Origin of the sequence: Saccharopolyspora oryzae (genome assembly GCF_027853915.1) — a bacterium.
GTDB classification, from domain to species: domain Bacteria; phylum Actinomycetota; class Actinomycetes; order Mycobacteriales; family Pseudonocardiaceae; genus Saccharopolyspora; species Saccharopolyspora oryzae.
The window spans coordinates 16,790-36,883 of sequence record NZ_JAQGLA010000053.1 but is presented as its reverse complement, the minus strand read 5'-3'; the positions used below and the strand labels follow the sequence as shown (position 1 = coordinate 36,883).

Annotated in this window: 17 protein-coding genes; 12 read left to right on the top strand and 5 right to left on the bottom strand. The window is 68.1% G+C overall.

Annotation, left to right across the window (positions count from 1 at the left end):
* Positions 1-171 precede the first annotated feature (171 nt).
* The 9 genes from OU415_RS25525 to OU415_RS38385 all read left to right on the top strand — a co-directional run bounded on the left by OU415_RS25525 (position 172) and on the right by OU415_RS38385 (position 9,555).
* Complete coding sequence (locus OU415_RS25525) at positions 172-876, top strand: TetR/AcrR family transcriptional regulator (protein ID WP_270951739.1); 705 nt, start codon at positions 172-174, stop codon at positions 874-876.
* Between the two features lie 47 nt (positions 877-923).
* The gene (locus OU415_RS25520; protein WP_270951738.1) at positions 924-2,654 is read left to right on the top strand and encodes a PEP-utilizing enzyme; all 1,731 of its coding nucleotides are present in this window, start codon (positions 924-926) and stop codon (positions 2,652-2,654) included.
* Between the two features lie 10 nt (positions 2,655-2,664).
* A complete protein-coding gene (locus OU415_RS25515; RefSeq protein WP_270951737.1) occupies positions 2,665-3,900 on the top strand; it encodes a cytochrome P450 in 1,236 nt (411 codons plus the stop codon).
* Positions 3,897-5,360 (top strand): aldehyde dehydrogenase family protein, encoded by a 1,464-nt coding sequence (locus tag OU415_RS25510; RefSeq protein ID WP_270951736.1) that lies wholly within the window; start codon positions 3,897-3,899, stop codon positions 5,358-5,360. The genes OU415_RS25515 and OU415_RS25510 overlap by 4 nt, the downstream gene beginning before the upstream one ends.
* A 107-nt stretch (positions 5,361-5,467) precedes the next feature.
* The gene (locus tag OU415_RS25505) at positions 5,468-6,250 is read left to right on the top strand and encodes an SDR family NAD(P)-dependent oxidoreductase (RefSeq protein ID WP_270951735.1); all 783 of its coding nucleotides are present in this window, start codon (positions 5,468-5,470) and stop codon (positions 6,248-6,250) included.
* A gap of 71 nt (positions 6,251-6,321) precedes the next feature.
* Positions 6,322-7,086 (top strand): SDR family NAD(P)-dependent oxidoreductase, encoded by a 765-nt coding sequence (locus tag OU415_RS25500; protein WP_270951734.1) that lies wholly within the window; start codon positions 6,322-6,324, stop codon positions 7,084-7,086.
* An 18-nt stretch (positions 7,087-7,104) separates the two neighbouring features.
* The gene (locus tag OU415_RS25495) at positions 7,105-7,884 is read left to right on the top strand and encodes an SDR family oxidoreductase (RefSeq protein WP_270951733.1); all 780 of its coding nucleotides are present in this window, start codon (positions 7,105-7,107) and stop codon (positions 7,882-7,884) included.
* A 178-nt stretch (positions 7,885-8,062) separates the two neighbouring features.
* Positions 8,063-8,260: a hypothetical protein gene (locus tag OU415_RS25490; RefSeq protein ID WP_270951732.1), complete on the top strand. Its 198-nt coding sequence runs from the start codon at positions 8,063-8,065 to the stop codon at positions 8,258-8,260.
* Between the two features lie 854 nt (positions 8,261-9,114).
* Positions 9,115-9,555: a histidinol dehydrogenase gene (locus OU415_RS38385; protein WP_408641914.1), complete on the top strand. Its 441-nt coding sequence runs from the start codon at positions 9,115-9,117 to the stop codon at positions 9,553-9,555.
* 810 nt (positions 9,556-10,365) lie between these two features.
* Here OU415_RS38385 and OU415_RS25485 read toward each other — a convergent pair.
* From OU415_RS25485 to OU415_RS25470, 4 genes are read right to left on the bottom strand one after another with little or no spacing between them, the layout of a single operon-like run.
* Entirely contained in the window at positions 10,366-12,330 is a 1,965-nt protein-coding gene (locus OU415_RS25485; protein ID WP_270951731.1) for an acetoacetate--CoA ligase, read from the bottom strand.
* Positions 12,320-13,243 (bottom strand): VOC family protein, encoded by a 924-nt coding sequence (locus OU415_RS25480; protein ID WP_270951730.1) that lies wholly within the window; start codon positions 13,241-13,243, stop codon positions 12,320-12,322. The genes OU415_RS25485 and OU415_RS25480 overlap by 11 nt, the downstream gene beginning before the upstream one ends.
* 22 nt (positions 13,244-13,265) lie before the next feature.
* Entirely contained in the window at positions 13,266-14,129 is an 864-nt protein-coding gene (locus OU415_RS25475) for a fumarylacetoacetate hydrolase family protein (RefSeq protein WP_270951729.1), read from the bottom strand.
* A gap of 19 nt (positions 14,130-14,148) precedes the next feature.
* Positions 14,149-15,930 (bottom strand): FAD-dependent monooxygenase, encoded by a 1,782-nt coding sequence (locus OU415_RS25470; protein ID WP_270951728.1) that lies wholly within the window; start codon positions 15,928-15,930, stop codon positions 14,149-14,151.
* Between the two features lie 182 nt (positions 15,931-16,112).
* On the opposite strand from OU415_RS25470, the gene OU415_RS25465 reads away from it, so the two are divergent.
* Positions 16,113-16,808 (top strand): GntR family transcriptional regulator, encoded by a 696-nt coding sequence (locus tag OU415_RS25465; protein ID WP_270951727.1) that lies wholly within the window; start codon positions 16,113-16,115, stop codon positions 16,806-16,808.
* Positions 16,809-16,862: 54 nt separating this feature from the next.
* Here OU415_RS25465 and OU415_RS25460 read toward each other — a convergent pair whose 3' ends face one another.
* Positions 16,863-17,804, bottom strand: a complete 942-nt coding sequence (locus OU415_RS25460; RefSeq protein ID WP_270951726.1) for an amidohydrolase family protein — start codon at positions 17,802-17,804, stop codon at positions 16,863-16,865.
* A 74-nt stretch (positions 17,805-17,878) separates the two neighbouring features.
* Here OU415_RS25460 and OU415_RS25455 point away from each other — a divergent pair, with 74 nt between their 5' ends.
* Both OU415_RS25455 and OU415_RS25450 read left to right on the top strand, forming a co-directional pair.
* Positions 17,879-18,643 carry a helix-turn-helix domain-containing protein gene (locus OU415_RS25455; RefSeq protein WP_270951725.1) on the top strand — a complete coding sequence of 255 codons (765 nt, stop codon included), beginning with the start codon at positions 17,879-17,881 and terminating at the stop codon, positions 18,641-18,643.
* 929 nt (positions 18,644-19,572) lie between these two features.
* Positions 19,573-19,956, top strand: coding sequence for an FHA domain-containing protein (locus OU415_RS25450; RefSeq protein ID WP_270951724.1), 384 nt, complete (start codon positions 19,573-19,575; stop codon positions 19,954-19,956).
* The last annotated feature ends 138 nt before the right edge of the window (positions 19,957-20,094 follow it).

Sequence of the window (20,094 nt, the reverse complement as noted above, 5' to 3'; positions counted from 1 at the left end):
ACTCGACGTCACATTGGTGGACTTAGGTAAGCACAGCGTTCCGGCGGCGCGCAATACTGGAACTGGGTGTCGCGGCTCCATTGACCGTGCTTGACAACGGTAATGTGGCGTGCGTCAATTACCGCCGTCGCGATCAGATCTGGCGACGATTCAATTCCTAGGAGGTCCAAAGTGACGACAAGTCGCATCGAGGCTGGGGCTGGGGACAGCTCCTCGCAAGCTTCGGGGACCAGGCTGGACAGCGACGTCGCCGAGCTGTTCGCGAAAGGCGCGGCCACCGAGCGCGGGGCCCGGACCCGGGCGGCACTGGTGGCGGCGGCGAGCGCGTGCTTCGCGGAGTTCGGGTACAACTCGACCCGCATCGCCGACATCGTCCAGAACGCCGGTGTCGCGCACGGCAGCTTCTACCGCCACTTCGCCGGCAAGGGCGAGATCCTCGTCGCGGTGATCGAGCCGTGCGTGCGCGACCTGCTGGAGACGTCCCGCCGGACCGAACCGGGTGAGGACGAGCGTTCGGCTCTCATCCGCGCGACGACGGCGTACTTCACGACCTACGCCCGGCATCGCCACCTGATGCGCGTCACCAGAGAGGCGTCCGCCGCGGATCCGGAGGGGTTCGCCGAGCTGTGGCTGCGCATCCGCGGTGAGTTCACCCGGCGCAACGTGCGGTGGGTGAACTCGTTGGTCCGGCGCGGGGTCATCGACCCCGATTGCGACGTCGAAATGCTCGCCGAGTCGCTCGGTGCCATGACCGACCAGCTCGCCTACGTCAAGATCGGCGTTCCGCGCGAAGCGCCGCGCGCCGAGCAGCTCACCCGGATGGGGCGGGCCGCCGGCGACATCTGGTACCGCGCTCTCCCGTTCGTCGAGCCCTGATGGACCAGTCGGCCGGCACGAGCCGGCCCTGACCAAGAGGAGTCCCTATGCCCCAGCGTTGGGTTGTGGACAACGATCCGAGCCCGGAGTTCCCGATCTACACCCGCGGCAACGTCGGCGAGGTGTTCCCGGATCCGGTGGCGCCGTTCTCCTGGACCATCTGGGGAATTCCGCACGCGGAGCCCGGTTGGATCGAGGCTCTGGAACGCTTCGGCGCGGTCGACGCCGACGAGTTCACCCCGGGTGTCATGGAATCGCTCGGTGTTTTCGGCGGCTACGCCTACCTGAACGTGAGCATCACACGGATCTTCGGGGCGCGCGTCCCGGGGCTGTCGCCGGAGGCCATCGACGCGACGTTCTTCGGCGCTGAGGCGGCGAGCGCCCCTCCGTACGTGCCGGGGCCGGACGACGAAAGCCCGGTGCACGCCGAACGCAGCGGCAAGACCCTCGAATGGATCCTCACCGCGACCGAGGTCGACGGGCTGCAGGAGACCGCCGAGAAGATCAAGTCCATCCGCGCCGAGCGGCCCGACCTCCGCGAGCTCAGCGACGCCGAGCTGCTCGAACGCACCCGCCACCTCATCAACACCTACTGGCGCGGGCTGTGGGTCGACCACATCTTCGTCACCCACTGCTCCCTCGTGGCACCGGGAATTCTGGGCGCCGTCGCAGCAGAACTGGGTGACCCCGCCCTGGTCACCAAGTTCATCTCGGGGCTCGGCGAGGTCGACAGCGCCAAACCCGCGTCCGCGTTGTGGAAGCTGTCGCGGACGGTGCGCGGCTCCACCGAGCTCGCCGCGGCATTTGACGCAGGTTTGCTGGGGCTGCGCGACCGGCTGGCGGCGCTCGGTGCGGCAGGTGAGCGGTTCGTCGCCGCGTTCGACCAGTTCGTCTTCGACTTCGGGGCGCGCGGTTTCAACGAGTACGAGATGCGGTCGCGGACCTTCGAGACCCACCCGGAACTGGCGTGGGCGGCCATCGACCGGATGCGCAACGCCCCCGACGAGGCGGATCCGGTGCTCGCGCGGGACCGGCTCGCCCGGGAACGCGAGCTCGCGATCGAGCAGATCGCGAGCAAGCTTGCCGACCAGCCCGAATTGCACGGCCAGTTCCTCGCGGCCGTGCAGTCCGCGAAGACGTTCCTCACCAGCCGGGAGAGGACCAAGTCCAACGTCATCACCCTGGTGCACGAGGGCCGCGTGGCGATGCGGGAGCTGGGGCGCCGCTTCGTCGAGCGCGGGGTGTTCGCTGAGATCGAGGATTTCGGGCTGTTGACCGACGACGAGTGGACCGAGCTGCTGGCCGATCCGGACTCGCTCGCTCACCTGGTGCCCGAGCGCAAGGCGCAGATGGCCGAGCTCGGCGAGCTCGAGGCGCCGTTCATCGTCGCGGGCGAGGTCCCGCCGGTGCAGACGTGGCGCCGCCGGACCTCCGACGTCTCGCCGGTCGAGCCCGGAGAGGTGCTGCAGGGCGTGCCGGGCTGCCCGGGCACCGTCACCGGCCGGGTGCGCATCGTCAGCGACCCCGCCGATCCGCGCGGGCTGGAAGCGGGCGAGGTGCTGGTCACCAGCATCACCGATTCGTCGTGGACGCCGTTGTTCGTGGCGGCATCGGGGGTCGTGGTGGACCAGGGCGCCACGGTCAGCCACGCCGTGATCGTCAGCCGCGAATTGGGAGTGCCCTGCGTGGTGTCGGCCGCGGACGCGAGCCGGCGCCTGCGCGACGGCCAGACCGTGACCGTGGACGGCGCCACCGGCACCGTCACGGTCGTCGACTGAGGAGCGCCAGATGGCTGAAACGACGACAGCTCTTCCCAACGCCGGACCGGATCTCGCCGACATCGACTTGATGGACATGGCGATGTTCGCGGCGGGCGAGGACGACGCCGCCTTCCGCGTGCTGCGCGACCGCGCCCCGCTGTTCTGGAACGACGAGCCCGGTGACGGACCTGGGTTCTGGTCCGTCACCCGGTACGCGGACGTCGACGCGGTAGCGAAGAACGCGGCGGTGTTCTCGTCTGCGGACGGCACGCAGATCCAGAGCCGCCGTGCCGAGGGCAAGGCGCACTCGATGCACAACATGGACGATCCGCGCCACCTCCTGCTGCGGCGGATCACCGTCGGCAGCTTCACCGCCAAGCGGGTCGAGAACTGGCGGGATCGCGTCCACGAGGTGACCACGGCGCTGCTGGACGAAGCCGTCGACCAGGGGCAGTTCGACTTCGTCGAACTCGTTTCCGAGCGGCTGCCGCTGCTGATCTTCGCCACGATGCTCGGCGTCCCCCGCGAGGACGCGCCGCTGCTGCTGCGCTGGACCAACATGATCGCCAGCGAGGATCCCGACCACGCACCGGACCCGGACAGCCTCGCGAAGGCGCGCACGGAACTGTTCGACTACTTCCACGGCCTCGCCGCGGAGCGCCGGAAGGAGCCGCGCGACGACCTGGTGAGCCTGCTGGTGCACGCTGAGGTCGAAGGACAGCGGCTGCAGCCGGACGAGCTCGACCCGTACTTCCTGCTGCTGACCGTGGCCGGCAACGAGACCACCCGCAACCTGCTGTCCGGCTCGGTGGCGATCCTCGGCCAGACCGGCCAGTGGGGCCGGCTCGCAGCCGATCCAGACCTGCTCACCCCCGGCATGGAGGAGATGCTGCGCTGGGTCAGCCCGGTGATCAACATGCGGCGCACCGCGCTGGTCGACACCGAGCTGCACGGCCAGCAGATCCGGGCCGGCGAGAAGGTCGTGCTCTGGTTCAGCTCGGCCAACCGCGACGAGCGGGTCTTCGACGAACCCGACACCTTCCGGCTGGACCGCACCCCGAACCGGCACCTCGCCTTCGGCTCCGGTTCGCACTTCTGCCTCGGCGCGCACCTCGCCCGGCTGGAGATCCGCACCTTCTACCAGGAACTGCACGCCCGCGGCATCCGCTTCGAGCTCGCGGCGGAGCCGGTGCGACTGCTGTCGAACTGGTTCCGCGGCATCAAGTCGATGCCGGTTGAGACCCGCCGCGGAGGGAAGTCATGACGGCGGCCAGCCACGCGGTCGCCGACCTGTCGGAAGTCCGCGACCGCGACCACCTCTACATCGACGGTGCTTGGGTCGAACCGAACGGCACCGGCCGGACCGACGTGGAGAGCCCGTCCACCGAGAAGGTCGTCGCGAGTGTGGTCAACGGGGACGACGTGGACACCGATCGCGCTGTTCAAGCCGCGCACCGGGCGTTCCGGGAATGGTCGGAGACCCCTCGCGACGAGCGGATAGCCGCGGTCGAGCGGCTCGCAGCGGCGCTGGACTCCCGCCGGAACGCACTCGGAGGTCTCATCGCGAGCGAGGTCGGGATGCCGCTGGAGCAGGCGACCACAGCCCAGGCGACGATGCCCGTCGGGGTCCTGGAAGCGACCGCCCGCGCTGCGAAAAGCTACGAGTGGGAGGAGTCGGTTGGCAACTCGCTGGTGGTGCGACAACCCGCCGGAGTGGTCGCCGCCATCACGCCGTGGAACTTTCCCCTGCACCAGATCGCCGCGAAGGTGGGCCCGGCTCTCGTGGCGGGCTGCACCGTCGTGCTCAAACCGAGTGCGGTGGCGCCGCTCAACGGCTTCGCTTTCGCGGAATGCGTTGCCGAGTCCGGAATCCCGCCTGGCGTGTTCAACCTCGTGCCCGGGCGCGGTTCTGTGGTGGGGGAGGCAATGGTTTCCCATCCGCTGGTCTCCGTGGTCTCGCTGACCGGAAGCGTCGAATCCGGTGCGCGAGTGGGGCAAGTCGCCGCGCAGGGCATCAAGCGGGTTTGCCTGGAACTCGGCGGAAAATCGGCCAACGTCCTGCTCGACGACGCCGACTTGGACACCGCGATCCCTAGCGCGGTGTCCCAGGCGTTCGTGAACAGCGGCCAAGCGTGCAACGCGCTGTCGCGACTGCTCGTGCCACGGCGGCTCCTCGCCGGGGTGGAGGAACGCCTCGTCGCCGAGGTGGGCCGCATCGTCGTGGGGGACCCGTTCGAGCCGGGCGTCACGATGGGGCCGGTCGTGAACGCGGCGCAACGCGAATCGGTGCGGGAGCACATCGGTGGAGCGCTGCGCTCCGGTGCTCGCCTGATCGCCGGGGGAGCGGAGGCTCCACCAGGGCTGGCCACCGGGTACTACCTTTCCCCGACGGTGTTCTCCGACGTCACTTCCGAGATGCCGATCGCGCAGGAGGAGGTCTTCGGCCCCGTCCTGGTCGTGCAGCCCTACGACGACGAGGACGGCGCCGTCACCATCGCCAACAGCACCCCCTTCGGACTCTCCGGCGGCGTGTGGTCCGCGGACCGCGCTCGCGCCCTGTCCGTAGCCCACCGGCTGCGTACCGGGCAGGTCAAGATCAACGGAGTGCGCACCCGCGACCACTTCGATGCACCCTTCGGGGGATACGGGCTGTCCGGCCTGGGCCGCGAGCTCGGCCGGTTCGGCATCGACGAGTTCACCGAGGTCACCTCGATCCTCGGCTGAGACCGGGCCAGCGCCCGGTATCCGGCGGTACTCCCGCCACCACTTCCTCATCAGGAGCAATTCCACCGCTGTGCGCGCACGGCAGCTGACGGAAAGGCAACGACGCCATGACCAAGCGCCTCGAAGGCAAGTCCATCGTCATCACCGGTGCGGCGGGCGAACTCGGCCGCGCGACCGCGGTCCGGCTGGCCCGGGAAGGCGCCGACCTCACCTTGGTCGGCAGTGGCCGGACCCCGCTCGACGACAGCAAGGCCGCCGCGGAAGCGGAAGGCGCGAAGGTTCTCACCGTCGAGGCCGACGTCGCGACCGGATCCGGCGCCGCGTCCTACCTCGAGGCCGCGAAGGCCACGTTCGGCCGCGTGGACGTGTTGTTCAACAACGCCGGGATCCAGGCCGCCATCGGGCCGATCACCGAATTCCCGGACGATGACTGGGACCGCGTCATGGGCGTCAACGTGCGCAGCGTGTTCCTCGGCATCAAGCACGCGGCTCCGATCATGACCGAACAGGGCGGCGGCGTGATCGTCAACATGGCCTCCGTCGCCGGTGTCATGGGAGTTCCGCTCATCGCGAGCTACTCGGCGAGCAAGCACGCGATCATCGGACTGACCAAGGCGGCGGCCGGCGAGCTGGCTCCTGCGGGCATCCGCGTCAACGCCGTCGCTCCGGGCGTCATCGAATCCCCGATGATGCGAACGATCGAAGAAGGCGCGGCCCCGGGGGCTCCGGATGCGGCCAAGCAGGCGTACACGGCTCTGACCGCGATGGGACGGTACGGCAACCCCGAGGAGGTCGCCGCCTCGGTGGCGTTCCTGGCCAGCGACGACTCCTCCTACATGACGGGCGCGTACCTGCGGATGGACGGCGGGATGAGCGCAGGAAGCGCCTGATCGGTATCCACATCGGACGGTGGTGGCCCGAGTTCCTTCGCGGGCCACCACCGCTGCGCGGAGGAGAGCACATGGGTCCGGAACGCGGTTCGGCACTGGTCACCGGGGGAGCGAGCGGAATCGGGCGCGCGGTCGCGGGAGAACTGGTGGCGCGCGGGCACTCGGTCGTGGTGGCCGATGTCGACCCGTGCGGCCAGCGCCTCGAGGACGAGGCGGACGTGCGGTTCGTTCGCACCGACGTCCGCGATCCCGAACAGGTCGCAGCCGCGGTCGCCGCGGCCGAGGAACTCGGTCCGCTGAAGTTCGTGAACCTCGGTGCAGGCCTGGCACGACCGGCGGCGTGCCCGTTGGCGGTAGACGGCGCGACGGTCGACCTGGTGCTCGGTGTGAACGTCAAGGGCACTTGGCACGGGTTGCGCGAGTCGGTTCCGGCGCTTCGCCGCGCCGGTGGTGGCCGCATCGTCGTCACAGCGTCTTTGGCGGGTATCAGCCGGTGGCCGCAGGATCCGCTGTACACGGCCAGCAAGCACGCGGTCGTCGGGCTGGTGCGCGCACTGGCACACGACTTGGCTGCTGAAGGCATTGCTCTCTCGGCTCTGTGCCCCGGCTTCGTTGACACGCCGCTGGTGCCCGACGAGTTCCGCGAAGCCGGGTTTCCCCTGCTCCGCGCGGAGAACGTTGCCACAGCCATTGTGGACGATCACGCTGCAGGCGGTGTCTACGTCTTGCAGCCGGGTGCGCCGCTGACTCGATACCGAGCGGCACGGGTGCCCGAGGCACTCGCCCCGGATGGCACGCCCGCTGCCGTCCCGTTGTTGAGAATGGCTGGAAACTGAGAGATGACGGAGGATGCGATGGCTTCCCGGCCCGTTCTGGTCACCGGAGCAGGATCCGGAATTGGCGCGGCACTGGCCACCCGGCTGGTGGGAGCAGGACTGCAAGTGATCGGTGTGGACCGGGCGGCCGAGATGCCGGAAGGCGTTGAACCGATCTGCTGCGACCTCACCGATCCGCAGGCCCTCGCGGTCGCGGTCGACCAACTGCGCAGTCGATTCCCGCGGCTCGAAGGCCTCGCGCACGTGGCCGGTGTTCCGGGCACGGCCGATGCCGCCACGGTGCTCGCGGTCAACTGGCTGGCGCCCCGCCGGCTGACCGAAGCCCTGCTGGACTCGCTGGAGGGCGGTGCCATCGTCAGCGTCGCCTCCCTCGCCGGCCACCACCCTGAGTACGCCGACCAGGTCGCGGAGTTGGCCGAACTCGCAGACGAAGACCTGCAAGGCTGGGCGCAACGGGAAGGCCTGACCGGTCCCCGCGCCTACGACCTGTCGAAGAAGTTGCTGATCCACCACGGGAAGGTTCTCGCCGCCCGATTGCTGCCGCGGGGAGTGCGGAGCAACACGATCAGCCCGGGACCCGTGCACACACCGATCCTGGGTGATTTCCAATCCTCGATGAACGGATCCGTGGAGCGCTCGGAGCACCTCGTGGGCAGACACGCGAGCGCCGACGAGATCGCCGCCCCCGCAGCGTTCCTCCTGTCCGACGAAGCATCCTGGATTAACGGCGTCGACCTCGTCGCCGACGGTGGACTGATCGCCTCGCGCACCGCGCCGACGCCGGGATCTCCGTCATGATCGGCCTGTCCCAGGGCGCCGAGCCCGGGGACAGGCCGGTTGGGTGGTGATCAGCGGACCTTCTTGATCGGGAAGACCATGACCGAGGACAAGACGATCGCGATGATGGCGTACACGACGGACTGGATGGGGGAGTACTTGCGAACCCACCTGGGCGCCGGCGGTGGAGCGGTCCAGGGTGGATTGGTTCTTCGAAGTCGCTACCAAGCCGTGGGCGGACAACTTCCTCGCCTTCCTGAAGCAGGAACTGCATCCGGAGATCCAGCGGCGCCACAACGTGCTGCCGGGCGATGCCGGAATCTCGCTCAGCCCCGGCGCGGTCGACATCCCCCGGGCGATGCGCGAGCTGCTGCAGCGGCTGGTCGACATCGACTGAAAGGACGAGCCGTCCCAGAGGGATGGTCAGAACACCTGACAAAAGGGACGCCGTAGTTCTCCGAGCGGGGGCGTGCCAAGGAGGTGCAGTCGCTGGGACCCTGCCTACCCTCTGCAGCTGCTGGCCAAGGCTGTGGCTCGTGATCGTCGGAGATCAGTCGTGTGGGCCCGGGGGCGCCCAGGCGCACACGACGGGAACGACTGCAATTTATCCTCCGTACCAGTCGCGAACGTCTCGTCCGCAGCATCGACGCGACATCGGCGCCCTGCGAGGTCTAGCGCCGCCTCGCCATGCTCGCCAAACTTTCGAGGCCTGGGCTAGGCGCCCGGTTGATCACTGCCTACGGATAGAGTTTCGGAGGTAGCGCTATACGGGCCCCCGGGAGGGGGCTTCGAGACTGACCCCGTTGGCTAGGTTGCGATCTCCTGGTGTGCCTTCGGGTTCCATGGCAAACGGTGGCTGAGGGAACCTTTGCTCGATGCCTTCAGCGCGTTATCTGGGAGCCATCTCCGACAGGTGCCGAGTCGATGGACTCCTTTACTTCGCTGAGTACATTGGAAGGCGACCTCGAAGAATGAGCTTGAGCACGCCGTTGACTCCGCACTTGGCTGGGGGTCAAGGGGTCGTGGGTTCGAATCCCGCCGTCCCGACGGTGGAGAGGATCCCCGCAGGTCAGAGCCTGCGGGGATCCTCTTTTTGTGATCTGTGGCGGATGGTTCGCGCCGAGCATGTCGGTCGTGGACTCCTTTACTTCCCGTCAAATGGTCATGCCTGGCGGCGTGCTTGCTGTCCAGTGATAGGTCCTGGTTGCAGCTGCTCTGGACCCTTTGACCGGCTTCGCCGATGGTGTGGAGATGGATGTCCAGAGCGGAGACTTAGCCCGGCTTGCGGACACGGCCAAGGTGCTTCATTTCGATCTGGGACTTCGAGGTCGGAATCCTCCTGGGTGTCTACTTGGGACAGTGCAACATCTCGATCGGCGCCGCTGCGGTTTATGTCCGGGTAGGCGCTACCCGCTGACCGCGTCGGCGCACCGGACGGTCTTGATGGAGGAGGTAGCAGGTGTCGGGCGGGTGGTCGCGACGACACCGCCGAATGAGGGCATCCCGTCGTCGATCAGCGTGGTGGCAATGCACTTGGTCGGCGCCGACGACATCTTCGTCCTGGGCGGTGTGCAGGCCATCGCTGCGTTGGCGCTGGACACTGAGACAACGACCTGGTGGGCGTCCTCCTCGGCCCGGGCAACGCATTCGTCGCGGAAACCAAAAAGCTGCTGTTCCCGAGTTTGTCACTGAACTGGGTGAATAGGTCTGTGCGGACGGTGGTCCATGGCGCCGCGTCTCTACGTGGCCGTCAGGGCCGCGGCATTGATAGCAGGGGAAGCCTGGATCAGGCGCGGGCCAGTGTGTCGCCCTGCGGCGGGGCTTAACACGTGCTCAGTTTGTGGACTCCTTTTGCTTCGCTGGGTAAGCTACGCGGTGACTTCGAAGAACGAGCTTGATCACGCCGTTGCCCCCCCGGCGTCCCGACGGTCGGAGAAGCCCGTTGATAAGCACGTAAGTGCAGGTCAACGGGCTTCTTTGTGTTGCGCGTGGACGTTTGTTGATCGTTTGCCGGCGTCATTGCAGTGATCATGCGCGAGTGGCCCGGAACCACTTTTACCGCTTCCCAATAACGCCCTAGCCTCTTATGCCCGTGCTGGACGCTGATGCCAAGGACCTGCCCGGAGCGCGGTCGAAAGATCATGATGACGTAAGGAAATTACGTGTCCGAGGGGGGAGTTGCGCACTATTCACCCGCCTCCTGCTTCCTGAGACAGGTTGAAGCAGAGGACTTTTTGCTGTCCCGTGTGTCCCTTCTGGAGGCCATTCGGGACACCGTGCTAGGACAGGTCGGTCGCCCTGTGAACTGCGAGAACGTGGAGCAGTTGTCCCGAGCTGTCCCTGAACTGGTTCTTGACGCATCCAACGAGCGTCCAGCCGGTGGGGCTAGAGGCGTGTCACGCGGGGTTCCACACGGATAGTCGAGCTGCAGAACTCGGTTGGAAGGCTGGGATCCCGTGACGGCACTGCGCGGGCGGCACGGGATCCGGGCAGCCCCGATGCTCAGGCCCTGTCCCGGGCGGTTTTCCGTTTGGTTGCGATCGTGGCGAATTGTTCGAGTGCGTCGGCGTTGTCGAGGGCGGCTGGGTTGGCGACGCTGGCTGGGGTGGTGCCTTGGAGGACGCGCTTGACGGGGACCTCGACTCGTTTGCCGGTCATGGTGTGCGGCAGAGCGGGTACGGCGATGACCTGGTCGGGTACGTGGCGTGGAGAGACCTCGGCCCGGATGCGGTCGCGGATGCGGGTGACGAGCTCGGGTGGCAGTTCGTGCCCGTCCGCGAGCACCACGAAGAGTGGCATCCAGTAACCGTCGTCGGGTTCCTCGACGCCGACGACGAGCGAGTCAGCGATCTCCTCGAGCTGGTCGACGACCTCGTAGATCTCGGCGCTGCCCATGCGGACGCCGTAGCGGTTCATGGTGGCGTCCGAGCGGCCGTGGACGATGACGCCGCCGCGGCTGGTGACGGTGGTCCAGTCGCCGTGGCGCCATACGCCGGGGTAGGTGGAGAAGTAGGCGTCGTGGTAGCGCGCGCCGTCGGGGTCGTTCCAGAAATACAGGGGCATCGACGGCATCGGCCGGGTCACGACCAGTTCGCCGACCTCGTCGGTGAGGGTGTTTCCCTGCTCGTCCCAGGCTTCGAGGGCCACGCCGAGTATCCGGGCCTGCATTTCGCCCGGGTACTCGGGGAGGGTGGGGACGCCGCCGGCGAAGCCGGAGACGATGTCGGTGCCGCCGCTGGCCGCGGCGAGCCAGGCCTCGGGCAGGGTCTCGTGGATCCATTGGCTCGTGCCGGCGGGCAGCGGCGATCCGGTGCTGCCCAGGCCCGACAGCTGCAGGTCAAGGGCGGCGAGATCGGTTTCCGCTTTGTGGGCGGCGATCAGGTAGGCGGCGCTGGTGCCGAGGAAGGTCAGCTGCTCGTCCGCGGCGAGCCGCCACAAGGCGTCGGGACCCGGCCAGCCGGGGCTGCCGTCGTAGAGCACGACGGTCGCCCCGAGCAGCAGGGCCGAGACCTGGATGTTCCACATCATCCAGCTGGTGCTGGTGTACCAGCTGAACCGCGACCCGGCGTCCAGGTCGGTGTGCAGCCCGAGGAATTTGAGGTGTTCGAGGGTGACGCCGCCGTGGCCGTGGACGATGCCCTTGGGCCGGCCGGTGGTGCCGCTGGAGTACAGCACCCACAGCGGATGGTCGAACGGCACGGCCGTGGTTTCGAGGGCGTGCGTGTCCCGGGTGAGGGTGTCGAAGCGCGCGGTGCCGGGCGGCTGAGTGCCGCCGAGGTGCGGGACCCACACGGTGGCCTGGACCGAGGGGAGGAGGCGGCGGAGTTCGGCGTTCCTTGCGGAGCGGTCGTGTTCTTTGCCTGCGTAGCGGTAGCCGTCGGCGATGAAGAGCACGGCGGGTTCGAGCTGGCCGAGGCGGTCGGCCGCGCCGTCGGGCGAGTACTCCGGGGAGCAGGCCGACCAGATGGCGCCGACGGCGGCCGTGGCGAGGAACGCGACGACGGTCGCGGTGATGTTCGGGAGGTAGCCGACGACGCGGTCGCCCGGGCCGATTCCTTGCTGCCGGAGCCAGTGCGCGAGGGAGGCGACCTGGCTGCGGAGTTCGTCGCGGGTCACCTCGTTCCGGTGCCCGCCTTCGGAGACGGCGACGATCGCGGTCTGGTCGCCGGTGTGGCGCAGCGCTTGGTCGGCGTAGTTGAGCGTGGCGCCGGGGAACCAGGTCGCTCCGGGCATCGCGTCGTCGGCCAGCACCCGCGTCGCGCGCGTGCGGAACGGGACGTCGTAGAAGTCGGCGATGGTCTGCCAGAACTCTTCGAGTTCGGTGGTCGACCAGCGCCAGAGCGCGTGGTAGTCGGCGAAGTCATGGCCCCGGGCGGCCAGCCATCGGCCGAACGCGGCGATCTGTGTGCGGGAAGCGGCCTCCGGCGCGGGAGTCCACGCCGGAGGTCCGACGGGGTCAGCTGGCATTGTGCGCCCCGGTCATCATCGCCGCGACGTCCTCGGGCATGAGGAACGACGGCGGCGGGGGCGGGCCCCAGTTGAACAGGCTCCGCGCGCCTTCCCAGGTGCCGGGTGTCCAGAGCGCGTCGTCGACGATGCAGTCGATGTCGGAGTAGTACTCGGAGAAGTTGCCCGCCGGATCCTTGAGGTACCAGAAGAAATTCGACCCGACGTGGTGGCGGCCCAGTCCCCAGACGTGCCGTTCGGGGTGCTCTTCCAGCATCGCCATCGCGCCGCGGCCGATCTCGTCGATGTCCTCGACCTGCCAGGAGGTGTGGTGCAGGAAGTTCACCGGGGCTTGCTGGACCAGCACGTTGTGGTGGTCGGTCGAGCAGCGCATGAACGCGGCCAGCGAGGGGACGGCGTCGCTGATCTTGAACCCGATGCCCTCGGTGAAGAACCGCTGCGTGGCGGCCTGGTCGGTGGATCCGATGACGACGTGGCCGAGTTTGCGCGGGGTCACCCGGCCTTCGCGCTGGATGCCCGGCGCGCGGGTGTTAGCGCGTTCGATCCGGCCGGGTCCGTTGTACGGCGTCGGGTCGGCGGGCTGTTGCTCGATTCGCGGCGCCACCGAGATCACGGCCCGGAATCCGGCGATCGGTTCCTCGGTCACGAGCTTGTCGGCGGTCCGCTCGACGGGCAGGTCGAGGGCGCGGATCTGGCGCTCGATCCGGTCGAGGTCGTCCGGGTTTTCCGCGCCGATGCCCAGTTCCAGCAGGCGGCGCCGCGGTGCGTGCGCGAGCTTGAACTGTTCCCCGCCGTCGGCGGTGGCGAAGGCGTTCCCGCCGAGCGGCGTGAGCCCGAAGTCGGTGTAGTAGGCGGCGGTCTGTTCGACGTCGGGCACGCCGACGGTGATGGAGGTGAGGCGGTGCAGAGCCATGGCCGTTCTTCCTTCCTTGGCTTCAGGCGGATGCGGTGGTGTGCGGGGTGCCGGGAACGCATCGCTGGCGGAGTTCGCCGATTCCCTCCGCCCACGTGACGATCTCGTCGCCGGCGGACAGGAACCGCTGCGGGTTTCGGCCGCTGCCCACGCCGCTGGGCGTGCCGGTGAAGATCAGGTCGCCCGGCAGCAGCGGCAAGACCGCCGAGAGCCGCTCGATCAAGACCGGGACCGAGAAGATCAAGTCGCCGGTTCGCGCCTTCTGCACCTGCTCGCCGTTGACGGAGCAGCCGATTTCCAGGTCCGCGGGGTCGTCCAGTTCGTCGAGGGTGACGACGACCGGGCCGATCGGCGCGAATCCGGGGAAGGATTTGCCGAGGCTGAACTGGGGCGCGGGCGGAACGAGTTGCCGGGTGCGCTCGGAGTAGTCCTGCCCGACGGTGAGGCCGGCGACGTGCTGCCACGCGTCTTCCGCGGAGACGTGGCGGGCTTCGCGGCCGATGACGACGACCAGTTCGGCTTCCCAGTCGACGGTGTCGCCCGGCAATGCGAGGTCGCCGCACGGCCCGGCGAGGGAGCTGCGGAACTTCGTGAAAACCGGTGGCTCGACGGGGAAATCGAGTCCGCTCTCGATGGCGTGCCCGCGGTAGTTCAGGCCGATCGCGAACACCTGGGCTGGCTCCGGGACGGGCGCGCCGAGGGCCGCTTGGTCGAAGGGCTTCCCGGCGGGCAGGGCGGCCGAGCCCGCCCAGGCGAGGAATTCCGGCCAGTCGCGGTACACCGCCGACGGGTCAGGGCCGAACGTGCCGTTGCTGGCTTCTTCGACGTCGACGGCACCGGTATCGGTGACCAGGACGAGCCGGCCGGAGAGATTGGCGATGCGCATGGGAATTCTCCTCGTGGAATCAGCGAAGTTCGGCGGCCAGCACCTGGGCCAAGGCGGCCCGCAGAGCGGCGTGCGGGTCCTCGACGCCCTCCGCCGAGCGGAACGCGACGTAGCGGTCGGGGCGCACCAGGACCGCGCCGGTCGGGGAGACGCCGCGGTTTTTCAACCAGGCGCAGCGCACGTCGACGAAGTCGCCGCCGAGGACGCCCACCGTGCCCGCGACCAGCGGCAGATCGTTCTCCGCGGACAGCTTGTTGGCGGCTTCGACCCATGCCTGCCCCTCTTCGCCCGCCAGCAGCAGGAATTTGCCACCGTGGACGAGGGTGCCGAGCGCGATGCGCTCGCCCTGGCGCTCGACGAACGCGTGCGGCAACGGGTGTCCCGGCTTGGTGCTGGGCTCGTAGAGGCGGACCGGGTCGAGCGGCACGTACTCCGGGCTTCCGTCCGGCACGATCGCGGCGGAGTCGTAGCGGTAGCCGAATTCGACGTTGTGGTGGCGGAATTCCATCGTCTGCGAGCCGATCGCCCGGTTCAGCGCATGCCGTTTCTCCGCTGAGCCCGGAAGGTCCTCCCACAGCGGGGCGAGTTCGGCCCAGTTCTCCTCCGGGGTTTTCTCCGGCGACAGGTTGAGCGCCTGGTCGAGCGTGAAGTGGTTCATCGCGTTGGCGATCGCGTTGTCGATGTTGTGCTGGTCCACCGGCTTGCGCTCGGCCTCGTAGGTGTCCAGGAGGCCGTCGCCCGCGCGGCCGGCCAGCACCGCGGCCAGCTTCCAGCTCAGGTTGTAGACGTCGTGGATCGCCGAGGTGAGGCCCAGGCCGCCGGTCGGGGGGTGCCGGTGCGCGGCGTCGCCGGCGAAGAAGACCCGGCCCGCCCGGAACTTGTCCGAGATGACGCCCTCCATGACCCACTGGCTGATCCGGTGGACAGTGGGCGTCAGCTCCGGTGGGAGCCCCAGGATGGCGCGCATCCGTCCGAGGACCTTCTCCTCCTGCATCGCGTCGGGGTCGTCGGTCGCGTATTGCATGTGGAAGACCCACTCCTCCGATGCCGGGCCCCAGTGGTCCGGTCCCATCGGGACGAGCACACCGCTCCACGAGCCACCGAAATCGGGGTTGACCAGCCAGCGGATCAGCACGTCGTCGTCGGTGGCCCAGGGGGACAGGTCCGCGGTCATGTGGATGGAGACCATCTTCATGATGTTCCGCGGCCCGGTCATCCCCACGCCGAGCAGCTTGCCGACGGTCCGGCCGCCGTCGGCGGCGATCAAGTACTGGGCCCGCACCTGGTACGTCGTGCCGGCGTCCTTGTCGCGCACGGTCGCGGTGACGCCGTCGGCATCCTGGGCCAGGTCGACGAGTTCGTGGTTGAACCGGACCCCGCCCGGGTTCAGCTTCTCGGCGTGGTCCTTCAGCACTGGTTCGAGCCGGATCTGGGGTAGGTTGCAGGTTCGGCACGGGCTCGCCGCCACGTAGTCGGGGTCGGTGTAGCCGCCGCCCCAGACCTCGAGTTCGCCCAGTTTGCGGCCGTAGCCGTCGTGCGGGCCCGCCAGTCCCGCGTACCAGCCGGTCGCGCGCATGTTCGCGGCGGGCGTGCTGCGCCGGTAGATCTCGGGAGCCACGCCGACCTCGGTGAAGATCTCCATCGCCCGCTGGTTGAGCACGTGCGCCTTCGGCAGCGTCGACGTGGTCGGCAGCGCGCTCACCAGCAGCGAGTCGACGCCGAGGGTGGACAGGATCATCGACGCGGTGAGACCGGCGCCGCCTCCGCCCACGATCAGGACGGGGACCTGGATGTCGGACATGAGCATCTCCTCGATCGGGACCGACGATGCGCGGTCGAGAAGCTCCGAAGGCCCCGGCGCTGCAGTCATCGTCGATTGCATGGCGTGGCTCACAGCGTGCACGCCGAATCTCGATCCGTCAACTAAAAATCGATATTCAGTTCAAGTACCTTTTTTCTGCTGGTTTCCCCTAGACTGGCGGCATGGCCACCCCCGCTAAGCCCACGCGCGTCCACGAGGTCTACGACCGCATCCGCGGCAGCCTGCTGGGCGGCGAGCTGCCGCCCGGGAGCAAGCTCAAGCTGAACGACTTCGCCGCGCGGTACGAGGTGAGCCTGTCCGTCGTCCGCGAAGCCGTCACCCGCCTCGCCGGCGAGGGCTTGGTCGAAGCGTCGCCGCAGCGCGGGTTCGCCGTCGCGCAGCTGACGATCAGCGACCTGCAGGACCTGACCCGCACCCGCGTCCTGATCGAGACGCTCGCCCTCGCGGAGTCGATCAAGCACGGCGATCTGGCCTGGGAAGGCTCGGTCCTGGCTACGCACCACACGCTGGCGCGCACCCCGATGCTGACCGCGGAGGGACATGTCGACCCGGCGTTCACCCTCGCCCACCGCGCGTTCCACCACACCCTGCTCGCCGGCTGCGGCATCGCGCGGCTCGAAGGCATCGCGACCGGCCTGCGCGACTGCGCGGAGCTTTACCAGCACTGGTCCCAGGAACTCGCCGGCGACGCCGAACGCGACGTCGCCGCCGAACACCGGCTGATCGCCGAACTCACCGTCGCACGCGACGAAGCCGGCGCGACCCAGGCACTGCGCGAACACATCGAACGCACGACCGCCGCCCTCGTCCGCTATGCCGAAGGACTCGACGACACCGACGAACGGGCGCTCGCCTGAACGCGCCGTGGCCCCTCCCGCCCTCCAGGCCGGGAGGGGCCACGGGTCAACCGGTCACCTCAGCCGGGAGAAGAGCGCTCGGGCGTTGCCGGAGTCGATCGCGCGGGTTTGTTCGGCGGTCAGTCCGCTTTCGGTGTCCAGGATCTCGGTGAAACGGGTGGCCACCGGCGCCGGAGCGTAAGGGAAGTCGCTGCCGTAGAGAATCCGGGCGGGGTCGGCGAACCGGGTGAGTGCGCCGAACGCGTATTCGCCCGACGACAGCGCGGTGTCCCAGTAGAAGCTGCGGAACCGGGCCAGGAGTTCGTCTTCGTTGGGTCCGGCGGGATCCAAGGCGATCTGGACCTGGCAGAACCGCAAGGCCGCGTAGGGCACGAAACCGCCCGCGTGCGAGAGGATGATCCGCACGTTCGGGTACCGCTCGGTGATCCCGTGGACCACCATGTGCACCGCGTTGCGGGTGGTGTCGAACGGATAGTCCACCATCGGCCCCGGAACCTCGGGAAGCACCGGGAGAAGCGGATGCGCCGGGTGGATGAACACCACCGCGCGGCGCCGCTCCAGCGCCTCCCACAACGGCGCGTAACGGTCGTCGCCCAGATACACCCCGTCGTAGTTCGAGAGCAGCACCACGCCGTCCGCACGCAGCTCGTCGAACGCGTAGTCGACCTCGGCCACCGCGCCCTCCACATCGGGCAGCGGGACGGTCGCGAAGATCCCGAAGCGGTCCGGGCGTTCCCGCACCAGTTCGGCGGTGTAGTCGTTGACCCGGCGCGCCATCTGCCGCCGCGACGCACCCTGCCAGCCCGCCACGCTCGGGGCGGTCAGCGACAGTACGCTCGTGGCGATGCCGTTGGCGTCCATGAATTTCAGGTGGTCATCAGGCGTCCACGACGGAATTGTCCAGCCCGACGGGTCGCCGCCGTGCTGTGCGAGGGCCTCGCCCCAGAACGGAGGGACCAGGTGAGTGTGGACGTCGATGCGTTCGTGTTCGGTCATGACTCCACCGTCTCTCCGGGGAGGCGGGGGCGGGAGGGGAAGAATCCGATCCCCCTCCTGAGGAGTTCCCGGTGATGGCCCGCGATCCGCGTCTCACCCAGCTCGGGGCCTTTCTCCGCGCCCGGCGGGACGAGGTCGCTCCGCCCGCGTCCGCCGAACCGGGACGGAGGCAGGTGCCGGGCCTGCGTCGCGCCGAGGTCGCGGCCCGCACCTTCGTCAGCGAGGAGTACTACACGAGGATCGAGCAGGGACGGGTCCTGCCGAGCGCCGATGTGATCCGCCGAGTCGCCGACGCGCTCGGACTCACCGACGACCAGACGCAGTACGCGCTCGGCCTCATCTCCGATGCCGACGCTCCACCGGAGAACCTCGAACCGAGTGGTCCGCTGCGCCGGCTCGTCGACCGGATGGGCGAGGTACCCGCAGTCCTCGTCGGACCCGAGACGTCGATTCTGGCCTGGAACGCCGCCGCCGCACGACTGCTCACCGACTTCGGAACGGTCCCGCCGGAGCACCGCCGATACGTGCAAATGCTGTTCACCGATCCCGCCCTGCAGAGCCGGTTCGAGGACCTGGACGCCATGCGGCGCACCGTCATCGGCATCGTGCGCGCGAGCACCCCGGCGGGCCCGCCCACCGGCGACTGGATCGACGAACTGATCCGCAGAAACACCGACTTCAAAACCCTGTGGGAACGCAACGACGTCGTACAACCGCACGCCCACCTGCGAGTGCGGCTCCGCCTCCCCGGAGGCGGAGCCGCGGCTATGGACCAGGTGGTTCTGCAGGTGGTCGACGACCCCCACCAGCGGCTGATCGCATTCGTTCCCACTGACTAGCGCGAGGGAATTCTCGTGCAACCACAGACAGGTGATTGAACGGTTGAGGTCGGCTGGGAAAATCACCTCAGAGAATGACGTTCCGCTACGTTGGCGAATCACGTCGCCGACCTTGTCAGCCGGACATCCTGGTCCGCAGCGGAGAATCCATCGCACGCACCGCGTCATTCCCAGCCTCGACCCGGCCGCGCTCCGTCGGGTTCCCTAGAACCACACAACCATCGCGCCGGAGGTCTGAATTGATGAGCCTGGCACCGTGCGCGATTGCCGTCCTCACGGAGGTGCGGCCCAGACGTTCTTGACGGAGGCGCGACGAGGCCAAGAACGAGTTTGGGAGGTGCGTATCCGAGAGAGAATTGCACCCCCACTGATGAAGACGCGGGTCAGGGCACTCAGGTATTAAGCGGTTCGCAACATCAGTGTCAAAAACCCCAGGTCAAAGGCTTGACCTGGGGTTGATGTCGTGTCCGAGGGGGGGGACTTGAGCCCTCACCAGTGGGAGGAATCCCCGAACCGGGGATTCGTCTCCATGACGCCGATGTTAGTGCTGAGCGCCTCGCCTACTCCAAGATCGCCCACGCTGGTCCGCTGCCAAGCCCCACAAGGGAAAGTGATCAAAAATCGACAGGCATCTCCTGGTGGACACTCACCAACTGAGCGCGCTTTTCCAGTGAATGTCGCCTTCGTCGACCAGGTGACGGCGGTGAGTCAACTGGCTGCGGGCAAGCGTGGGCTCCGCCGTACTGCGGGGTCTTCTTCTCTCCTGCATCGTGAGCGTCTACTGTGGAATATGCATGCCATCGCCACGCGCCTGACCCTGTCATCGGAGACGAGGGCTTCGGCGTGGCCTCCAATTACCACTTTTTCTTCTCGGCTGGTCGGAGGAGCCGCAGGAAGCTTCCCGGCCTTCTGCGGAGATCCCCGAGTCCGTGAGCATCCCACATCCGTCTCGGGAACCCAGTCCAGGTGCGCGGCGGGCACAACTGATCTACACCCGCGGTCCGGACGCGGGGACGGGGTTCGAGGTGGAACCGCCTTGCGTGCTGGGACGGGACCGAGGATGCGATGCGATCCTCGATGATCCCACGGTGTCCCGCTTTCACGCTGAAGTGCTTCTGATCGGCGACCGCTACGTGCTGGCCGATGTGGGCTCGCTGAACGGAACCTACGTCAACGGCCGACCTGTCGATCGGGCCGAGCTCGCCGACGGGGACGTGGTGTGGATCGGGAACTTCCACCTTCGCTTCCACCTGACCTCCCAACACCAATCAATCCAGGACACTTCGCCTCGGGATGCCGACCAGGAGCGGTAGTTTGTGCGTTCCGGTGCGGGATCGAGCGAGGTGATCTTGATGATCACATCCTCGTATCCCGGTTCCCCGTAAGCCGGCGTCTGGTGTCCTTGTTGCCAGATGTTGGCATCCGGGTCGCGTGTCGACAATTCCTTGCGG

Coding starts and splice junctions, on each gene's coding strand:
- OU415_RS25520 (WP_270951738.1), top strand. CDS start 924: ATGCCCCAGCGTTGGGTTGTGGACAACGATCCGAGCCCGGAGTTCCCG.
- OU415_RS25515 (WP_270951737.1), top strand. CDS start 2,665: ATGGCTGAAACGACGACAGCTCTTCCCAACGCCGGACCGGATCTCGCC.
- OU415_RS25510 (WP_270951736.1), top strand. CDS start 3,897: ATGACGGCGGCCAGCCACGCGGTCGCCGACCTGTCGGAAGTCCGCGAC.
- OU415_RS25505 (WP_270951735.1), top strand. CDS start 5,468: ATGACCAAGCGCCTCGAAGGCAAGTCCATCGTCATCACCGGTGCGGCG.
- OU415_RS25500 (WP_270951734.1), top strand. CDS start 6,322: ATGGGTCCGGAACGCGGTTCGGCACTGGTCACCGGGGGAGCGAGCGGA.
- OU415_RS25495 (WP_270951733.1), top strand. CDS start 7,105: ATGGCTTCCCGGCCCGTTCTGGTCACCGGAGCAGGATCCGGAATTGGC.
- OU415_RS38385 (WP_408641914.1), top strand. CDS start 9,115: ATGGATGTCCAGAGCGGAGACTTAGCCCGGCTTGCGGACACGGCCAAG.
- OU415_RS25485 (WP_270951731.1), bottom strand. CDS start 12,330: ATGCCAGCTGACCCCGTCGGACCTCCGGCGTGGACTCCCGCGCCGGAG.
- OU415_RS25480 (WP_270951730.1), bottom strand. CDS start 13,243: ATGGCTCTGCACCGCCTCACCTCCATCACCGTCGGCGTGCCCGACGTC.
- OU415_RS25475 (WP_270951729.1), bottom strand. CDS start 14,129: ATGCGCATCGCCAATCTCTCCGGCCGGCTCGTCCTGGTCACCGATACC.
- OU415_RS25470 (WP_270951728.1), bottom strand. CDS start 15,930: ATGTCCGACATCCAGGTCCCCGTCCTGATCGTGGGCGGAGGCGGCGCC.
- OU415_RS25465 (WP_270951727.1), top strand. CDS start 16,113: ATGGCCACCCCCGCTAAGCCCACGCGCGTCCACGAGGTCTACGACCGC.
- OU415_RS25460 (WP_270951726.1), bottom strand. CDS start 17,804: ATGACCGAACACGAACGCATCGACGTCCACACTCACCTGGTCCCTCCG.
- OU415_RS25455 (WP_270951725.1), top strand. CDS start 17,879: ATGGCCCGCGATCCGCGTCTCACCCAGCTCGGGGCCTTTCTCCGCGCC.